The organism is Mesorhizobium sp. M7A.F.Ca.MR.148.00.0.0, assembly GCF_003997735.1.
Classification (GTDB): Bacteria; Pseudomonadota; Alphaproteobacteria; order Rhizobiales; family Rhizobiaceae; genus Mesorhizobium.
Genome location: NZ_RZTB01000019.1, coordinates 4655 through 22134, shown reverse-complemented (window position 1 = coordinate 22134; position 17480 = coordinate 4655). Strand labels below are relative to the sequence as shown.

Here is a 17480-nt window from a genome sequence, read left to right as displayed (position 1 = left end):
ACGGCATCGTCGTCAGGCGATCGCGCGTCGTGGCAATTCCTGCTTCGCGAATTGCTTGGCGCCTACGACGCAAAGCACCACGCCGACCGTAACGACGACCATCAGCGGGCTGACCTGCTCGTGCAGCAGCGTCGCTGCCAGTGCCAATCCGAAAAATGGCTGCAGCAGCTGCAACTGCCCGACCGCGGCGATGCCGCCTTGCGCCAGCCCGCGATACCAGAACACGAAGCCGATCAGCATGCTGAACAGCGAAACATAGGCAAGCCCTATCCACGCACTGACGCCGACGCCGTCGAACGAAGGCGGCATGGTCATCAGCGTCAGCACCAGCATGATCGGCAGCGACAGCACCAGCGCCCAGCAGATCACTTGCCAGCCGCCGAGCCTGCGAGACAGCGCAGCGCCCTCGGCATAGCCCAGGCCGCAGGCGATGATGGCAGCCAGCATCAGACCATCGCCCACCGGCGAGGCCGTCACGCCCTGCGTCAGGGCAAAACCCGCGACCAGCGCGCTGCCTATGCATGAAAACAGCCAGAACGCCGGGCGCGGACGGTCGCCGCCGCGCAGCACGCCGAAGATCGCGGTCGCCAACGGCAGCAGGCCGACGAAGATGATGGAATGGGCCGTGGTGACGTGCTTGAGCGCCAACGCGGTCAGCAAGGGAAAGCCGACAACCACGCCAAGTGCGACGATCACCAGCGACAGCAGATCGCCGCGCTCCGGGCGTTTCTGCCGGAACAGAAGCAGCAGCGCCAGGCCAAGCAGTCCGGCAATCGCCGCCCGGGCCGACGTCAGGAATGTCGGATCGAAATCCTTCACCGCCACGCGCGTTGCCGGCAGCGAGCCGCTGAAGATCAACACGCCGATGAATCCATTCATCCAGCCGCTCGCGGTCTTGTCCATCGTATGCTCCGTTTGTCGGCTCCGTATCGCGCGGAGCCGGTGGTATCGCCAGAGACAATGCGGTACAATTATGCAAAACTGTCATGCTTGGCAGAGCAGTACGGATGGACAAACAGACCACAGGAAGCGAGAGCAGCGGAACGCTGGTCGAAGGTGTCATGGCGACGATCCGCCAGCGGATCGCGGCGCGCAGCCTGACGCCGGGAGCGCAATTGCCGTCGATCCGCGCCTTTGCCAAATCCATGCGAGTGTCCAAATCCACCGTGGTCGAAGCCTATGAGCGGCTCGCCGCCGAAGGGACGATCCGCTCGCGGCCGGGCTCCGGATTCTATGCCGCCGGATCGCTGGCGCCGCTGTCGCTGGCCGAGATTGGTCCCCGCCTCGACCGCGCGGTCGATCCACTCTGGATCTCACGCCAGTCCCTGGAGGCCGGCGACGACATGCTGAAACCCGGCTGCGGCTGGCTGCCGGCCTCGTGGATGCCGCAGGCAGGTCTGCGCCGGGCACTGCGCACGGTAGCGCGTGCCGACGATGTCGCACTGGCCGATTACGGCACGCCGCTCGGCCTGCCGCCGCTGCGGCAATTGCTGGCGCGGCGTATGGCCGGGCACGGCATCGAGGCCTCTCCCGAGCAGATCATGCTGACGGAATCAGGCACGCAGGCCATCGACCTGTTGTGCCGGTTCCTGATCGAGCCCGGCGACACCGTGCTGGTCGACGACCCCTGCTACTTCAACTTCCATGCTTTGTTGCGCGCCCACCGGGCCAAGGTCGTCAGCGTTCCCTACACGCCGTCGGGGCCGGATATCGATCTGTTCGCGCAGGCGCTGGCCGAGCATCGGCCGCGCCTCTACATCACCAATTCCGCCATCCACAACCCGACCGGCGCGGTGCTGTCGCCAGTCACCGCCCATCGGCTGCTCAAGCTCGCCGACCAGTCGGAATTGACTATCGTCGAGGACGACATCTTCGCCGATTTCGAACATGCGCCCGCCCCCAGGCTGGCGGCGTTCGATGGCCTGAGCCGCGTCGTCCACATCGGCAGCTTCTCCAAGACGCTGTCGGCGTCGGTTCGCTGCGGCTTCATCGCAGCCCCCCGCGACTGGATCGAGCCCCTGACCGACCTGAAGATCGCCACCACCTTTGGCGGCGGCCGGCTTGCGGCCGAACTGGTGCTGACCCTGCTGAAGGACGGCAGCTACCGCAAGCACATGGATTTGCTGCGCGCACGGCTTGCGCGCGCCATGGGCGAGACGGGCGCCCGCCTGAAGGCGATCGGCATCACACCCTGGATCGACCAGCCGGCCGGCCTGTTCCTGTGGTGTAGCCTGCCGGATGGCGTCGATGCGGCTGAAGTGGCCCGCCGCGCGCTGGCCGACAACATCGTGCTGGCGCCCGGCAACGCATTCAGCCTGTCCGGGACGGCTGGCCGCTTCCTGCGCTTCAACGTCGCCCAATGCACGGACGAGCGGATTTTCAGGGTGATCGAGGCAGCGATGGCGCGACCAAGCTGATCCTGTTGCCTGGACAACCTCCGGCTGCTAAGGGACGGATCTGCGCGTCGAGAGAATATCCGCGCGATCCGGGATAGCGACTATGGGAACCAGCAAGTCAGCAGACAAGTAGGCCGCAACAGCAGTTCGTTGTTGCGGCGGCCCGTCATTTCCCATCTTCAGTGAGAACGGCAGATCGCCGCCAAATGTAGCCATTTGAGCGGATGTTCAATCATGCCTTGTCCAAAAAACCCGACATGGACCACTTCCCTGCCAGCAGCCATGGTGCTGATGGCGCCCTTCGACATCCTGGCCTCGCTGGCCATGGACATCTACCTCCCGATCGTCCCGGCGATGCCGGAGATCCTCAAGACAACGCCTGATGTCATCCAACTGACGCTGAGCCTCTACATGATCTGTCTTGGGCTCGGCCAAATCGTCTTCGGCCCGATTTCCGACAGGATGGGCAGGCGTCCGGTGCTGATCGGCGGCGCGCTTTTGTTTGCAGGCGCTTCGGTCCTGCTCGCCTGCACCTCGCTGGCCATGGTGTTCGTCGCCTTGCGGGTCGTGCAGGCCATCGGTGCATCCGCCGTTCTCGTAGCGACGTTTGCAACGGTTCGCGACGTCTATGCGCGGAGGCCTGAAAGTGCCGTCATCTACGGCTTGTTCAGTTCGATGCTGGCCTTCGTGCCGGCGTTGGGGCCGATTGCCGGTGCATTGATCGCCGACAATCTCGGCTGGCGCGCGATCTTCCTGACGCTCGGCGGTCTGGCGATAGCCGCCACCCTCAATGCATGGCCGAGATGGCATGAAACACGACCATTGAATGGCAACGACAGGCGAATGGCGTTTCGTCCCATTCTCTCCAGCTTCGCCTTCTGGGCGTACACGCTCGGCTTCAGTGCCGCCATGGGCGCCTTCTTCGTGTTCTTTTCGACGGCGCCGCGGGTGCTCATGGACCGCGCCGGCTTTTCACAGCTCGGTTTCAGCCTGGCCTTCGCCACCGCGGCGCTGGTGATGATCGTGACCACCCGCTTCGCCAAAAAGTTCATTGCACGTTGGGGCATTGCGGGCAGTGCTATCAGAGGCATGGCGATGTTGCTGCTCGGCGCGGCTCTGCTGGCGGCCGGGCAACTGTTCGCACAGCCGTCCTTCGTCACATTCGTCGGCCCGATGTGGCTCATCGCCGTGGGCATCGTCTTCACTGTCTCAGTCACTGCGAACGGCGCGCTCGAGGCCTTCGGCGATGTCGCGGGAACCGCCGTCGCGCTCTACTTCTGCATCCAGAGCCTTGTCGTCGGCATCCTCGGCACGCTGTTCGTCATCCTGCTTGATGGAGACACGGCGTGGCCGCTGGTGGGCTACTGTTCGGTCATGGCGACGCTCACACTAGGCGCACTGAGATATTTGCGGAAACGCCAAACCGAATAAACGGGACGGATGAGAAGCCTCGGCCGTTGGCGCAGGCTTCTCATCGTTGTCAGCGCGACGCCGCGCAGACCTCCCGCACGCAGTTGCGCAACCAGCGTTGCGCCGGATCGGCATCGAGGCGCGGATGCCACAGCATCGAGATGGTGACCTCCGCGGTGGCAACCGGCAGGGGAAAACTGTGCATGCCGGCGCGTGCGCCCTCGGTATGCCGCTCCGGAACGCTGGCGATCAGGTCGGACGTGCGCGCCATGGCAAGGGCTGCCGAGAAACCGGAAACCATGCACACGACTGTCCGCTGCAGCCCGAGCCGGTTCAAAGCCCCGTCGATCGGCCCTTTCTCGCGGCCACGCCGTGAAACGCTGATGTGCCGGCCTGCAGCATAGCGCTCTGGCGTCACCGCGCCCTCGCTCAACGGATGGCCCATTCGCACGGCGCCGATGAAACGATCGCGAAGCAACGCCTGAATGCGCACCTCCGGTCCGGTCTCGCCAGCGACGCCTATGTCCAGGTCGATCGCCGCGTCGCGCAACGACATGACGTCTCTATCGGACTTCGGCGCAAAGCGCAGCCGCACGCCGGGCGCATCGGCCTGGATACGGGCGACGAGACGAGGCGCGAATTCTTCGACGAAGCTCTCATTGGTGCGCAGCGTGAACACCCTGTCCAGGCTCGGGAGATCGAGCAAGGTGGCAGGGCGCAGGAGGGCCTCCGCATCCTGGACGACACGACCCGCCTGTTGTCGCAGTTCTTCCGCACGCGGCGTCGCCACCAGGCCGCGACCGGCGCGAACCAGCAGCGGATCTCCCGTCGCCTCGCGCAGCCGCGCCAGCGTCCGGCTCATCGCCGAGGGGCTGAGGCGCAGGCGGCTGGCGGCACGCGCCACGCTGCCTTCGGCCAGCAGGACGTCGAGAGCGAACAGTAAGTTGAGATCGGGTGACGTCATCGACAGATCATGGCATGATATGGCGCCAAACGCACGAATAAGATGCAAATGCTGCGCCTTCCGCCACATTGGCCAAGGAATTAGATCTCCGGCAGTTCCGGTTGTGGGACTGATGGAAGGAGATCGCCGTGGCAATCGCTGAGCAAAATCGGGACGGGCGGCTGACATCGGCGCCGCCACGGATGCAATCCGCCGGCTGGGCGTTGGCAAGCCTGTCGCTCGCCACGCTGCTATCCTCGCTGGGAACCAGCATTGCCAGCGTCGGGCTGCCGTCGCTGATGCAGAATTTCGGCGCGACGTTCCAGTCCGTACAATGGGTTGTTCTGGCCTATCTGCTCGCCATCACCACACTGATCGTCAGCGCCGGCCGGCTCGCCGACATGTTTGGACGCCGGCCGTTGCTGCTTGGCGGCATTGCGCTGTTCACATCGGCATCGGTGCTCTGCGGCCTGGCGCCGACGCTGTGGCTGCTGATCGCCGCACGCGCCGTGCAGGGACTTGGCGCGGCGCTGATGATGGCGCTGACGCTGGCCTTTGTCGCCGAAACCGTGACCAAAGACAGAATTGGCAGCGCCATGGGCCTGCTCGGCGCCATGTCCGCGATCGGCACGACACTTGGCCCCTCGCTCGGCGGCCTTTTGATCGCCGGCTTTGGCTGGCGCGCGATCTTCCTCGTCAATGTCCCGCTGGGTGTGCTCACCTTCGCTCTCGCCTGGCGTGCCTTGCCGGCGCGCACCAAGACAGCGCAGGCCGACCGAGGCACGTTCGATGCCATGGGCACTGCCCTGCTGGCCTTGACGCTGGCCGCCTATGCACTGGCCATGACGCTTGGTAGAGGCAATTTCGGACCGCTCAACGTCGGCCTGCTGGTCGCTGCCGGCATCGGTGTTTTTCTTTTCGCCGCCGCGCAGGCGAGTGTGAAAAACCCCTTGATCCAGCTTGCAAGCTTCCGTGACTACCAGCTGAGCGCCAGTCTCGCCATGAGCCTCGTTGTCGCGACGGTAATGATGGCGACTTTGGTGGTTGCCCCGTTCTATCTTTCGCGAGGACTTGGGCTCGATGCCGCAATGGTCGGCCTCGTGCTGTCGACCGGGCCGCTTGTCTCGGCCTTGTCGGCGCTGGTGGCTGGACGCCTGACCGATCGCTTCGGCGCCCACCAGATGATGGTCGCCGGCCTGCTCAGCCTCACGACAGGCACGTTCCTGCTGTCGCTCGCCATGGTGACGCTCGGCATTGCCGGCTATGTCGTTCCGATCACCGTCACCTGCATCGGCTACGCGCTGTTCCAGACATCCAACAATGCAGCCGTCATGGCCGGCATCAGTGCCGGCCAGCGCGGCGTCGTCTCCGGCCTGCTCAACCTTTCGCGCAATCTCGGGCTGATCACCGGCGCCTCGTTGATGGGTGCCATATTCGCCGTCGCATCGGCCGAAAAGCACCAAAGCATTGGTCTTCTGAGTTCCGAGGCCGCCCGGGGGATGCAGGTCACATTTCAGACGGCGACAGTGCTGGCGCTGATCGCGCTGGTCCTCGCGCTGCTCTCTGCCCGCGCCGCAGGCCGCACGGAATCCAGGGGTTCGTGACGCGCCACACCGCTCAGAGAGTAGAATTCCCAAACAGGCTCAGGCGCCTGCCCGCTTGCGGCGTTCATAGAGCATGACCAGCGTTTCAGCCGTCAAGGCAGGCTTTTCCTCGCCTTCGATCTCGACCGTATTGGCTGCCTTCATGAGATACTGGCCGGGACCCCTGTCCTCCATGGACAGCAGCGTGATGCGCAGCCTGATGCGCGCGCCGACCTTGACCGGCGCCAGGAAGCGCACCTTGTCGAAGCCATAATTGAAGGCAGCCTGGGTGTTCTCGGGCACGATGCCCATGCCGAGCGCCAGTGCGCCGATGATCGACAGCGTCAGATAGCCATGCGCAATCGTCGTGCGGAACGGGCTTTGCCGCCGCGCCCTTTCAGGGTCGACATGGATCCATTGGTGGTCGCCGGTGCATTCGGCGAACTGGTCGATGCGGTTCTGGTCGACCGTCGTCCACTCCGATACGCCAAGCTCCTGCCCGGCCATCATCCTCAACTGCTCGTAGGTCGGCGGCGCTTTAGGCCGTATTTCGTTCATTCCTGGTTTCCCGATCGCTTCCAAAGCCTCCGGACCACGAACTGACGGCCTCTGTCAATTCGCTCGGCACGAATCCGTTCCGCCGGTTTCGGCCGCAATCGTGCCACGCCGCGAGCGCAGTCGCAGGCTAAATCGGGATTTCCAGGCTTCAGGGGCCGCTGGCAGCAACGAGCCAGCCTCGGCCATTTCCGCTACTTCTTCTCGTAGCCGGCGCGGATTTCCTCCATCGCCTCCTTGATGCGCGTGCGCAGGATGTCGACCGATTCGGCGCCGGATTTCTTGACCAGTTCAGCCACTTCGCCCGCATTCTTCAATGCGACTTCGAAAGACTTTCTGGCAAACTCCGTCTGTTTGGTCATCAGTTCCTGCGGATTGCCCGGCGCCCTGTAGCTTTGCGCCATGACCGTGACCTCGCGCAGCGTGTCCTCCAGCATCTCGCGCTGCCTGGACAACAGCGAGGTCGCGCCGGCGGCACTGGCTCGTGCCGATTTCTCCAGCGCTTCGAGGTTCTTGCGGTGATGGGCGAGGATCGCCTCGACATCGACATTGGGCACCTTCAGGTCGCGGCCGAACCTGCCGAACATGTCCATGAAGGAATCGGATTCCGGTTGTTTCGCCATGCTCGTTTGCTCCCCTTTGCCGCATGATGCGGGCACCCTCGGCGGGAGAATAGCACTCGCATGCCGTGAGTCCATGAAAGCGGAGGAATGAGCGCCAGTCGGCCGCGCATCAATTCACGAGGAACAGCCGCTCGGCCACATAGAGCACGACACCGGCGAGCCCGCCGATGATCATGCCGTTGAAGCGGATATACTGTAGGTCCCGACCGATGTTCATCTCGATCAGCCGCGTCAGTTGGGCAAGGTCCCAGCGCTTGACCTGGTCGGCGATGAATGTCGACACGCCGGCCTTCTGGCTCTCCACGAACGACGCCAGAGCCACCACGAACCCTTGGTTCATGTCGGCCCGGATCTGCGCATCCCCGGCAAGATGGCGACCGACCTCGACGAACATGTTGGCAAGATGCGCGCGGACAACCGAATTCGGCGCCTTGGCGTCCTGCTCGATGAACTGGCTGAGGCTTGCCCACATCTCGCCGGCCAACCCCTTGACCTCCGGCCGGGCCAGGAAGTCGCGCTTCAGCTTCTCGGCCCGTTTGGCGTATTGCTTCGATGTTCTCAGCTTCTCGACGAAGCCTTGGGCGAAGCGGTCGAATTCGGCGCGCATCGGGTGGTCGGGATCGGCCCTCACCTCGTCGAGAAGCGACCCGGCCGAGGCGACGATCTTCTTCAGGAGATAGGCGTCGGCGCGGAACAGGTTGAACAGCGACGGCAGTTCCTCGCGGATCTTTTCGCGCATCGTCGCCAGCGCCTGTTCGTCATTGAGGAACCTGCCGATCACCTTGGTGAACTCGTCGAACAGTTTCTGGTGGCGGCGGTCGTCGGTAAGCGCTGACAACAGCTCGGCGGCCAGCGGCGCCAACGGCACCTTTTCGATCTGTTCCAGCATGCGGCTGGTGACGAAGCCGCGCAGGCCGGATTGCTCGACAGCGGCCAGCGTCTGCGGCACCAGCCGCACGACGAAGCGCGACAGGCCGGCGGCGCGCTCCGTATCGGCCAGCCAGTCGGCGACGAGTGCCGAGAAATCGACCTCGGCGAGCTTTTCGCGCACCGGTTCAGGCGCCAGGAAGTTGACCTCGATGAAGCGACCGAGATTGTCGGCGATGCGGTTCTGGTTCTCCGGGATGATGGCGGTGTGCGGGATCGGCAGTCCCAGCGGCCGCCTGAACAGCGCCACCACCGCGTACCAGTCGGCCAACCCGCCGATGGTCGCGGCCTCGGCAAAGGCGGCGACGAAGCCGAGCCATGGATAGGTGCGCTCGAAGGATTTGGCGAGCGCAAACACCAGCACGCAAAGCGCCAGTGCGGCCGCCGCGAGGAATTTCGTCCGCCGCAACGCGGAAAGCTTGGCATCCGCCTCGGCATCGAAACGGACCGGCGCCAGGGGCGAAGCCGATTGTGACATGGGTGAGCCGCTCCTCGTCGATCTCAGCCTATTTAGTGTTCCGATGGCCGAAATACCCGCGACAGCGGGTTTCGCCCGGAACTTTCCCCGGCCGCGCACACAAAGTTGAGGAGAAAATTCATCTATCGGGCGAAGCTAGTCTGGAATTATTCCAAGGTATAGGCCATATTCCGCCGAGGCCAATGTGGCGAATCCGGAAATTCGGGTCAAAGCCATATCAGCAAAATTTCCAGATCTGGCGTGGTTGCACCGCACCAGTGCCTTGTGAGGACAAAATGCGGCTTACGCGCCAGACCAACTATGCCATGCGCATCTTGATGTATTGCGCGGCCAATGATGACCGACTGAGCCGCATCCCCGAGATCGCGGCCGCGTATTCGGTGTCGGAGCTTTTCCTGTTCAAGATCCTGCAGCCCCTGGTCGAGCACGGCCTCGTCCAGACCGTGCGCGGTAGGAATGGCGGCGTCAAGCTTGGCCGGGCGGCCGAAGCCATCAGCCTGTTCGATGTCGTGCGCGTGACAGAAGAGAGCTTCGCTATGGCCGAATGCTTCGAGAACGATGCCGCCGAATGCCCGCTCGTCGATAGCTGCGCGCTGAACTCGGCGCTGCGCGAGGCGCTGAACGCGTTCTTCGCCGTGCTGGAGCGCTATACGATCGCCGACCTCGTGGCGGCACGTCCAAATGTGCGCAACCTGCTCGGAATCGACATGCTGGAGCGCCGCGCACCAGCTGCCTGACCCAGCAGGGGCGCGGGCTAGATCTGCAATCAGGCCGCTGACTGAGGCAGCACGAACGGCATATTGCCGGCCGGCAGCACGCCGACCCTGAGCCGGCAGTCGAACACTTTTTCGATCAGGTCATCGCTCAGCACATCCCGCGGCGACCCGGTGGCGGCTAGCCTGCCGCGATGCATGACGAAGATCCGGTCGGCATACATGGCGGTCAGATTGAGGTCGTGCAGGATGGCGACCACGCCGCCGCCCCTTCTGGCGAAGTCGCGGGCAATGTTCATGATGATCAGCTGGTGCTTGATGTCGAGGCTGGAAACCGGCTCGTCGAGGAACAGAAAGCGCGGCTTGCCGTCGAGCACCGGTGCCCAGACCTGGCACAGCACGCGTGCGAGCTGAACGCGCTGTTGCTCGCCGCCCGAAAGCTCCTGGTAGAAACGGCCGGCAAAGCCGTCGAGATCGACACGCGCCAGCGCCCGTTCCGGCAGCCGCGCATCCTCGCCCGGCAAGACGCCTGAGCGGCCGCCGACAAGGCCGAGCTTGACCACTTCCCGCACGGTGAACGGGAACGACAGCGTCGTCGCCTGCGGCAGCACCGCACGATGGACGGCCACCTCGACCGGCTTCATCGTCGAGAGATCTCGGCCGTTGAGGGCAACGCGCCCGGTGTAGGCGAGTTCGCCGGAAAGCGCTTTGAGGAAGGTCGTCTTGCCCGAACCATTGGGGCCGACGATGGCGGCGATCTCGCCCGGCCGCGCGTGGAAATCGATACCGCTGACGATAGGCTTGCCGGCGATATCAACCGAAACATCCTTGGCCTCGATCATCAAGCCTCACAAATCAACCACGCCGCGCTTGCGCAGCAGGATCCAAAGGAAAAACGGCGCGCCCGCTATCGCGGTGACGATGCCTATCGGCAGTTCGGCCGGCGCAACGATGGTGCGTGCGACCGCGTCGGCCAGAAGCAGCAGCGAGGCACCGAGCAGCGCCGACGCCGGCAGCAGATAGCGATTGTCCGGACCAATCAGCAGGCGCAGCAGATGCGGTACCACGATGCCGACGAAGCCGATGCCGCCGCTGACGGCGACGGATGCGCCGACCGCGGCAGAGACGCCGACGATGGCCGTGTATTTCAGCCGCTGCACCGGAATGCCGAGATGACCGGCGGTCGCCTCGCCAAGCGCCAGCGCGTTGAGGCCGCGTGCCAGGAACGGCATCGCCGCCAGCGCCAGCACGATGATCGGCCCTACCGACGCGATCTTCGCCCAGGTTGCGCCGCCGAGCGATCCGAGTTGCCAGAAGGTCAGGTCGCGCAACTGGCGATCATCGGCCATGAAGATAAGAATGCCGGTCAGCGCCATGGCGAGCGCCGCCAGCGCGATGCCGGCAAGCAGCATTGTGGCAACCGAGGTTTGCCCCCGCCGCGTCGCGACCTGGTAAAGCACCAGCGTGGTGGCGAGCCCGCCACAGAAGGCCGCCAGCGGCAGTGCAAGCGTGCCGAGCAAGGCGGTCACCGGAGCCAATATCGTGGCGCCGAGCACGATGACGGCAACCGCGCCGAGGCTGGAGCCGGCCGAGACGCCGATCAGGCCGGGGTCGGCCAGCGGATTGCGGAACAGTCCCTGCATGACCGCGCCGGAGACCGCGAGCGCCGCGCCGACCAGCATGCCGAGGATGATGCGCGGCAGGCGGATGTCATAGACGATCAGGCTGTCGCGGGCGCTCACCGCGGCGTCATCAGGCACTGTGCCGAACAGCCAGCCCCCGATGACGTTGACGGCCGAAGCGTCCGAAGCCCCCGATGTCAGCGACAGAAAAACGGCAGCCGCCAGCCCCAGGCACAGCAGAAGGATGACGATGCGGGCGCGGCCCGACCTGTCGCCTTCGGATACGCTTGCCATCACCGGGCCGGCGATCGATTGATCGACCATGATCCGCCCGTTCAGTCCGTGACCTGCCCGCCATAAAGCGAGACAGCGAGGTCGTGGATGGCATCGGCCGTGCGTGGCCCGAAGCCGAGCAGATAGGCACCGTCGATGCGGATCAGCTTGCGCGCCTTTCCGGCCGGCGTCGAGGCGATCGACGGATTGCCGAACAGTTCGTCGTCCGAGACCGGAGGTCCGGCATTGCTCATCATCAGGATCACGTCCGGTCTGGCGGTTATGATCGCCTCGTCGGACATTTGCTTGTAGCCGGAGAAGCCCTCGACCGCGTTGACGCCGCCAGCCAGCTTGACCATACCGTCCGCCGCGGTCTCGCTGCCGGCCGCCAGGATCTTGCCGCCCTGTATCGACAGTACGAACAGGATGCGCTTGCGTTCCTTGATCGATGTCGTTTGCCGTTCGGCGGCCGTGAGCTTGGCATCGAGTTCCCTGGCCAGCACCTCGGCCTTGGCGTCGACGCCGAGCGCCTTGCCGACGATACGGACCTTTTCGAGGATGCCTTCGTGGCTATAGTGCTCGGGCACTTCGATGAACGGGACGCTCGTCTTCTTCAAGACGTCGACGGCTTCCTTGGGACCGCTGCCATGCAACGCCAGGATGCCGGTCGGGTTGACCGAGAGCACGCCTTCCGGTGACAGCGCACGCATATAACCGACATCGGGCAGATCAAGCGCCGCCTTTGGGTACCGGCTGGTGGAATCGCGAGCCACCAGATGCTTTTCCTCGCCGAGCGCATAGACGATCTCGGTGATCGAGCCGCCAACGGCCACGATTTTCGAAGGATCGGCAAACACGGCCGTGCCTTCCATGGCGCTGGCGGATTGCAGTGCGATAACAGCCATGGAGAGACCGATCACCGGCCGGAAAATAGATCCGCGCACGGTCGACAATCTTGGGAAAAAACGCATCGCATTTTCCTCAGGCTGCGGTCGCGCTTGGGATGCGCGGCAGGTTTTCCGTCAGGAAGCGCCAGTCGTCCCGCTCGCTTTCGCCTTCATGACGCTTGCCGAAGAACTGGATGAACATCTTGCCGTCGGAATCATAGACCTCAAGCGAGGTGACATGACCGTCCTTGGTCGGCTTGCGCACCGCCCAGACCTCCTGGATGTGGTCGGTGCGCAAATGCAGGTGGAAGGTTTCGTCCAGCACGTTGATCCATGGCCCCATCGGCTTGATCGACTTGATCGGACCGGAATGGATCTGGATGCAGCCGCGGTTTCCCACAAAGCACATGATCGGCATCTCGCCCTCCGCAGCGTGATGAAACATGGCACGGACGGCATCATTGTCGAGCTGCCAGGCATAGTCTTGCCCGACCAGGCGCACCGCCTGCAGGCGGCTGAGCTTCAGCGTCTTCAGCATGCCGAAGAACTGGTGCACATCGGTCAGCCGGCTCCAGCGGTCGCGCAGATCGTCGAGATTGGCGGCCGCTTCGTCGCCATGGCTCTCGTCATCGGGGAGTGGTCCCGAAATGTCGACGGTCGGCTCCTGATTGGACGATTCGAGCGCGGCAACCAGCTTCTGATAGGCATAGAGGCTGGAGGCCGGACGCAAATGCACCTTGTGCACGGCCTCGCCCGCCGCATCGAAAAACTGCAGGCTGCGGCGGATTTCGTCGCCGTCTCGCTTCTCGACGGCAAAGCCGTGTGCCCAGACCTTCGGGAAGATGCGCAGGTCGATGTTTTCGCCAAGCACCATGGCATTGTGGTTGCCGGTGACGACCTTGTCATAGACGCCGATCTTTTCGTGCACCGCGCTCTCATTGCGGGTCAGCGCCATGACCTCGCCGACGGCCTCGAGGCCGGTCAGAAGATCGTTGACGCGCGGCTCGATGCGCACGACGCCGTCGCCGCAATGCGCGGCGACCAGTTCGGCTTCCGAAATGCCGAGCTGGGCAGCCAGATCACGCTCGCGCGTCTTCGGATTGTCTGTCCGTGCCCGCCGGATTTCATGCGGGGCGGGTTTTACGCGCTGATCCATGTTTCGTCCCTGCTGCCTAGAGCAATTCCGGGAAAAGTGTGAAACGGTTTTCCGTCCGGAATTGCGTTAAAACAAAGAGCTAGAGCGGTTCGGCGTTTCCGTGAAACGGTGAACCGCTCTAGCCTTACTTGTTGAGAATGAGCTTGCCCTGACGGGTGATCTTCAGCCGGTAGAGCGCACCGTGATGCTCGATGCCGATCTCGTGCTCGCCCTGGAACAGAGTGTTGCTGGACAGGGTTCGCACCTCCAGCGGAACCCGGTCGAAACGGGTGGGGGCCGAGGCATCGTCGGAACGGCGGACGCGATAGCGAAAATCGTTGGGATTGTGGGTGTTCATCTCTGTCGATCCCTTTCCTGTGCCGGGCGTCTGGCTAGGCGTTGCGTAATCCGATTCATTTCTTGACTTGAATAATCATGTTTACTAGTCAGTGCAATACCGGATTAAATGAGTCAACATTTAAGACGCCGGAGACGATCAAAAATGCCAGCCAGCCCCGGGCCAGCCAGCATGAAACCTGGACTTTGGAGTTGGGGCATGGGGTTGGTGACTTGGGAATGGCGTGGCCGGTCGGCGGCGAACGGCGCGGCGGCATTGCTGGCAAGCGTGGCGGCTATCGCCTTGTCGGCGCAATTGGCCAACGCCCAGCAAGCGGCGCAGCCGACAGAGCAAACGAAGAAGGCTGAAGAAGAAAACGCCGCACCAGCGGGAGCAACGCTGCTCGACAAGATCCTCGTCATCAGCCGCACCGGCGAGACGGCGATCGAATCGCTGGCATCGACCAGCCATGTCGGCCAGGAACAGCTCGACCGCCGCATGGCGACGACGCCGAATGAGATGCTGCTTGGCGTGCCCGGTGTCGCGGCGCAGGCCGACGCCAGACGCGTCAGCACCAGTATCAACATCCGAGGCTTGCAGGATTTTGGTCGCGTCGCGGTCATCGTCGACGGCGCCCGTCAGAACTTCCAGCGTTCCGACCACGGCACGCAGTCGACCTTCTACATCGACCCCGAACTCGTCAAATCCGTGGATGTTATCCGTGGTCCTGTCGCCAACACCTATGGCTCAGGCGCCATCGGCGGCGTCGTCTTCTTCGACACCAAGGACGCCGGGGATTTCCTTAAGCCGGAAGAAACATGGGCCGGCTCCGTCACGGGACGCTATGAGAGCAACGGCAAGGGCTGGACAACAAGCGCATCCGGTGCCTACCGCCTCAACGAGAACTGGGATGTGCTCGGCAACATCGTCTACCGCAACTATGACGACTACAAGGATGGCGGTGGCGACACCGTCAAGGGCACCGGCTTCGATGTGCTTAGCGGCCTGCTCAAGACCACCATCCGGCCGACCGACAACAGTGAGCTGAAGCTCGGCTGGGTCGGCTCAAGCGACGGCTGGAACGAGATCAGCGGCGGCGTGCCGGTCAATGACGTCGACCTGAAGTCGAACACCTTCACCGCCCGCTACAACATTACGGATGAGGACAAGAGCTGGCTCGATCTCCATATCAACACCTCCTACAACAAGACCAATCTCGATCTGACCAGCCTCGTGCCTCTCAACCGGTTCGACCCGAGCACCGGCCTTCCAGTTGTTTTGCCGGCTGGCTCGACATCGACATTCGACATCGGCACGACCAGCATCGACATTTGGAACACGTCCAGATTCGAGACTGCGGGAATCGCGCACGAACTGACCTATGGCGGCGACTGGGCCGGCGATAAAGTCGAGACCGGCGGCACGGCCGGTGGCGACAGCTTCTATACGCCTTCCGGCAAGCGGAACGTCTCCGGCGCCTATGTCCAGGACAAGCTCACCTGGGAGTGGCTCGAAGTCATCGCCGGGCTGCGTTACGACAATTACAGCCTCAAGGATGACACCCACGAAACGTCGGGGGACCGGTTGTCGCCGCGCATCACCGTCGGCGTCTCGCCTTTCGACAGCGCCAGCCTTGCCGGCCTGCAATTCTACGGCACCTATGCGGAAGGATACCGGTCACCCTCCCTGTCGGAAACACTGATCAGCGGTCGCCATCCGGCAGGTGTCACCTTCCCGTTCCTGCCCAATCCCAATCTGCGGCCGGAAACCGGAAAGACCGTCGAATTCGGCGTCAACTACAAGCAGGATGACATCCTCGAAGCCGGCGATGCGCTGCGCATCAAGGCAGCCTATTTCAACAACGATGTCGAAGACTACATCGATGGCGTTACCCTGTCGCGGTTTGACCCGACAGCCGGCTGCCCGAGCGGACCCGGTATCCCGATATGCTTCCAGTACCAGAATTTTGCCAAGGCCAAGATCGACGGCTTCGAACTTGAGGGCGTCTATGATGCCGGATGGGGCTATGCCGGGCTCTCGGCCTCAATCACCAATGGTCATACCATTTCCTACAAGGACGTTCGGGCCGACCTGCTGACCATCCCCTCATCCCAGGTCACCGCGCAGCTCGGCTTGCGCTTCCTCGAGGACAAGCTGACCGTGGGCGGCGAAGTGCAATACAATGGCAAGACCAAGGGCAATCCGATCGCCGAGGACTACACGCTGGTCAATGCTTTCGCCAGCTACCAGGCGACGGACAATTTGAAGATTGATTTCCGCGCCGACAATCTGTTCGATGTAAAATACGCCAACCCGCTCAACCTGACCACGGCCGGCCAGCCGCCGCAGCCGGTTTTCGCGGCCTACGAGCCCGGCGTCACCCTGAAGCTGGCGGCGACGATGCGATTTGGAGGCTGATGACCATGACGAGCTTGATGACATCCCTTCGTCTGCTGACCTCGATGCTGGCGATGTCGCTTGCGATGGTTCCGGCGTGGGCACAAGAGTCCGCGCCGGTCCCTGCGCTGACCCTTGAACTCAACGGTGCGCAACCTTCCGACAAGGGTTGCCGCCTGACGTTCGTAGTCAACAACAATCTCGGCGCCGACCTGTCCAAGGCGGCGTTCGAGATCGCCCTGTTCAACGAGGCCGGCGTCGTCGACCGGCTGACCGTGCTCGACTTCAAGGAATTGCCGGCAGGCAAGACCAAGGTGACGCGTTTCGATCTGGCCGGCACCGAGTGCTCGAAAGTCAGCCGCGTGCTGATCAACAGCGCGACCGAATGCACCGGTACCGGCGTCGAACCGAACGCCTGCATGCGAAAGCTGAAGACGGACACCAAGACCGGGATCGCTTTCGGAGTCTGAGGTGGGGCTGCATCATGCATTCCCGCGAAACACCGTAGTGCAGCCTCTGGCCGGCGATAGCAGACTGCCGGCGAACGATCTTGATTTGACAACTCTGCTCTTGTCGCTGCAGGTCTCGCGGCGAGACATGCAGGACATCAATCCCCTCCCCGAGGCCGGCGCCGAGCTGACCATAGAGCCAAGCGAGCCGCTCGCGCTGCCGCGGCCATCGGCCTGGAGCCGCAAATGGACGGCGGCGATCGTCGTCTCCTGCCTGCTCCATGTCGCGGTGGCGGCGGCCTTTCTGATCTCCCCTACGGGGATTTCCAGTTTCCAGGACGCCGAGCAGCCGGAAGGTAGTGAACAGTCGGGCAGCAACGTGGCCGGCAGCGCGCTGGACAAGGACCCGGCGGCAATAAACGTTGCACTGGTGCCCAGCCCGCAACCGGCCAAACCACAGCCGGCAACGCCGCCCAAGCCGTCGCCGCCAACGGCGCCTTCGCAACCCGTGAAGGACGCAGCAAAGCCGCTCAAGCCTTTGCCGGAAGCTGTCAAACAGCAGACGCTGACGCCCGACATATTGGTGGCCGGCGCCCCGCGCTCCGATGATCAGACCGTGGATAGGAAGGCCGAAACACCAGCGGAGCCAACCGTTCAGGCCGAGAGCACGGAAGCGCCTGTCGCCGTTCCGGAGCGGCCTCCGATCCCTAGAGCCAGGCCAACTCCGGCAGCTGTCCCTTCAAAGACGGCGG

At 63.5% G+C, this 17480-nt stretch carries 16 protein-coding genes and 1 pseudogene; 7 read left to right on the top strand and 10 right to left on the bottom strand.

Annotation, left to right across the window (positions count from 1 at the left end; all coding sequences use genetic code 11):
- Positions 1-12: 12 nt before the first annotated feature.
- On the bottom strand, positions 13-903 hold the full coding sequence (locus EOB49_RS10000; protein ID WP_127320711.1) for a DMT family transporter: 891 nt from the start codon (positions 901-903) through the stop codon (positions 13-15).
- Between the two features lie 104 nt (positions 904-1007).
- On the opposite strand from EOB49_RS10000, the gene EOB49_RS09995 reads away from it, so the two are divergent.
- Positions 1008-2417, top strand: coding sequence for a PLP-dependent aminotransferase family protein (locus EOB49_RS09995; RefSeq protein ID WP_127329589.1), 1410 nt, complete (start codon positions 1008-1010; stop codon positions 2415-2417).
- Between the two features lie 213 nt (positions 2418-2630).
- Positions 2631-3827 (top strand): CmlA/FloR family chloramphenicol efflux MFS transporter, encoded by a 1197-nt coding sequence (gene cml / locus EOB49_RS09990; RefSeq protein WP_127380867.1) that lies wholly within the window; start codon positions 2631-2633, stop codon positions 3825-3827.
- 49 nt (positions 3828-3876) lie between these two features.
- Here cml and EOB49_RS09985 read toward each other — a convergent pair whose 3' ends face one another.
- The gene (locus EOB49_RS09985; RefSeq protein ID WP_127380866.1) at positions 3877-4770 is read right to left on the bottom strand and encodes a LysR family transcriptional regulator; all 894 of its coding nucleotides are present in this window, start codon (positions 4768-4770) and stop codon (positions 3877-3879) included.
- Between the two features lie 128 nt (positions 4771-4898).
- On the opposite strand from EOB49_RS09985, the gene EOB49_RS09980 reads away from it, so the two are divergent.
- On the top strand, positions 4899-6353 hold the full coding sequence (locus tag EOB49_RS09980; RefSeq protein WP_127380865.1) for an MFS transporter: 1455 nt from the start codon (positions 4899-4901) through the stop codon (positions 6351-6353).
- A gap of 39 nt (positions 6354-6392) precedes the next feature.
- Here EOB49_RS09980 and EOB49_RS09975 read toward each other — a convergent pair whose 3' ends face one another.
- The 3 genes from EOB49_RS09975 to EOB49_RS09965 all read right to left on the bottom strand — a co-directional run bounded on the left by EOB49_RS09975 (position 6393) and on the right by EOB49_RS09965 (position 8915).
- Positions 6393-6890, bottom strand: a complete 498-nt coding sequence (locus EOB49_RS09975; RefSeq protein ID WP_127267530.1) for a MaoC family dehydratase — start codon at positions 6888-6890, stop codon at positions 6393-6395.
- A 191-nt stretch (positions 6891-7081) separates the two neighbouring features.
- The gene (locus EOB49_RS09970) at positions 7082-7510 is read right to left on the bottom strand and encodes a phasin family protein (protein WP_127380864.1); all 429 of its coding nucleotides are present in this window, start codon (positions 7508-7510) and stop codon (positions 7082-7084) included.
- Positions 7511-7619: 109 nt separating this feature from the next.
- Positions 7620-8915 carry a DUF445 domain-containing protein gene (locus tag EOB49_RS09965; protein WP_127272245.1) on the bottom strand — a complete coding sequence of 432 codons (1296 nt, stop codon included), beginning with the start codon at positions 8913-8915 and terminating at the stop codon, positions 7620-7622.
- A 275-nt stretch (positions 8916-9190) separates the two neighbouring features.
- On the opposite strand from EOB49_RS09965, the gene rirA reads away from it, so the two are divergent.
- Complete coding sequence (gene rirA, locus EOB49_RS09960) at positions 9191-9652, top strand: iron-responsive transcriptional regulator RirA (protein ID WP_127267528.1); 462 nt, start codon at positions 9191-9193, stop codon at positions 9650-9652.
- Positions 9653-9681: 29 nt separating this feature from the next.
- Here rirA and EOB49_RS09955 read toward each other — a convergent pair whose 3' ends face one another.
- From EOB49_RS09955 to hemP, 5 genes are all read right to left on the bottom strand, one after another.
- On the bottom strand, positions 9682-10470 hold the full coding sequence (locus EOB49_RS09955) for a heme ABC transporter ATP-binding protein (RefSeq protein ID WP_127380863.1): 789 nt from the start codon (positions 10468-10470) through the stop codon (positions 9682-9684).
- A gap of 6 nt (positions 10471-10476) precedes the next feature.
- Positions 10477-11574, bottom strand: a complete 1098-nt coding sequence (locus EOB49_RS09950) for an iron ABC transporter permease (protein ID WP_127267526.1) — start codon at positions 11572-11574, stop codon at positions 10477-10479.
- An 11-nt stretch (positions 11575-11585) separates the two neighbouring features.
- Complete coding sequence (locus EOB49_RS09945; RefSeq protein ID WP_127380862.1) at positions 11586-12494, bottom strand: hemin ABC transporter substrate-binding protein; 909 nt, start codon at positions 12492-12494, stop codon at positions 11586-11588.
- Positions 12495-12504: 10 nt separating this feature from the next.
- The gene (locus EOB49_RS09940) at positions 12505-13566 is read right to left on the bottom strand and encodes a hemin-degrading factor (protein ID WP_127380861.1); all 1062 of its coding nucleotides are present in this window, start codon (positions 13564-13566) and stop codon (positions 12505-12507) included.
- A gap of 124 nt (positions 13567-13690) precedes the next feature.
- Complete coding sequence (gene hemP / locus EOB49_RS09935) at positions 13691-13903, bottom strand: hemin uptake protein HemP (RefSeq protein WP_127380860.1); 213 nt, start codon at positions 13901-13903, stop codon at positions 13691-13693.
- Between the two features lie 198 nt (positions 13904-14101).
- Here hemP and EOB49_RS09930 point away from each other — a divergent pair, with 198 nt between their 5' ends.
- From EOB49_RS09930 to EOB49_RS37525, 3 genes and pseudogenes are all read left to right on the top strand, one after another.
- The gene (locus EOB49_RS09930; protein WP_127380859.1) at positions 14102-16300 is read left to right on the top strand and encodes a TonB-dependent hemoglobin/transferrin/lactoferrin family receptor; all 2199 of its coding nucleotides are present in this window, start codon (positions 14102-14104) and stop codon (positions 16298-16300) included.
- A 5-nt stretch (positions 16301-16305) separates the two neighbouring features.
- Positions 16306-16749 (top strand): hypothetical protein, encoded by a 444-nt coding sequence (locus tag EOB49_RS09925; protein ID WP_023812248.1) that lies wholly within the window; start codon positions 16306-16308, stop codon positions 16747-16749.
- An 85-nt stretch (positions 16750-16834) separates the two neighbouring features.
- Positions 16835-17480: pseudogene (locus EOB49_RS37525) on the top strand (energy transducer TonB); the annotation flags it as partial.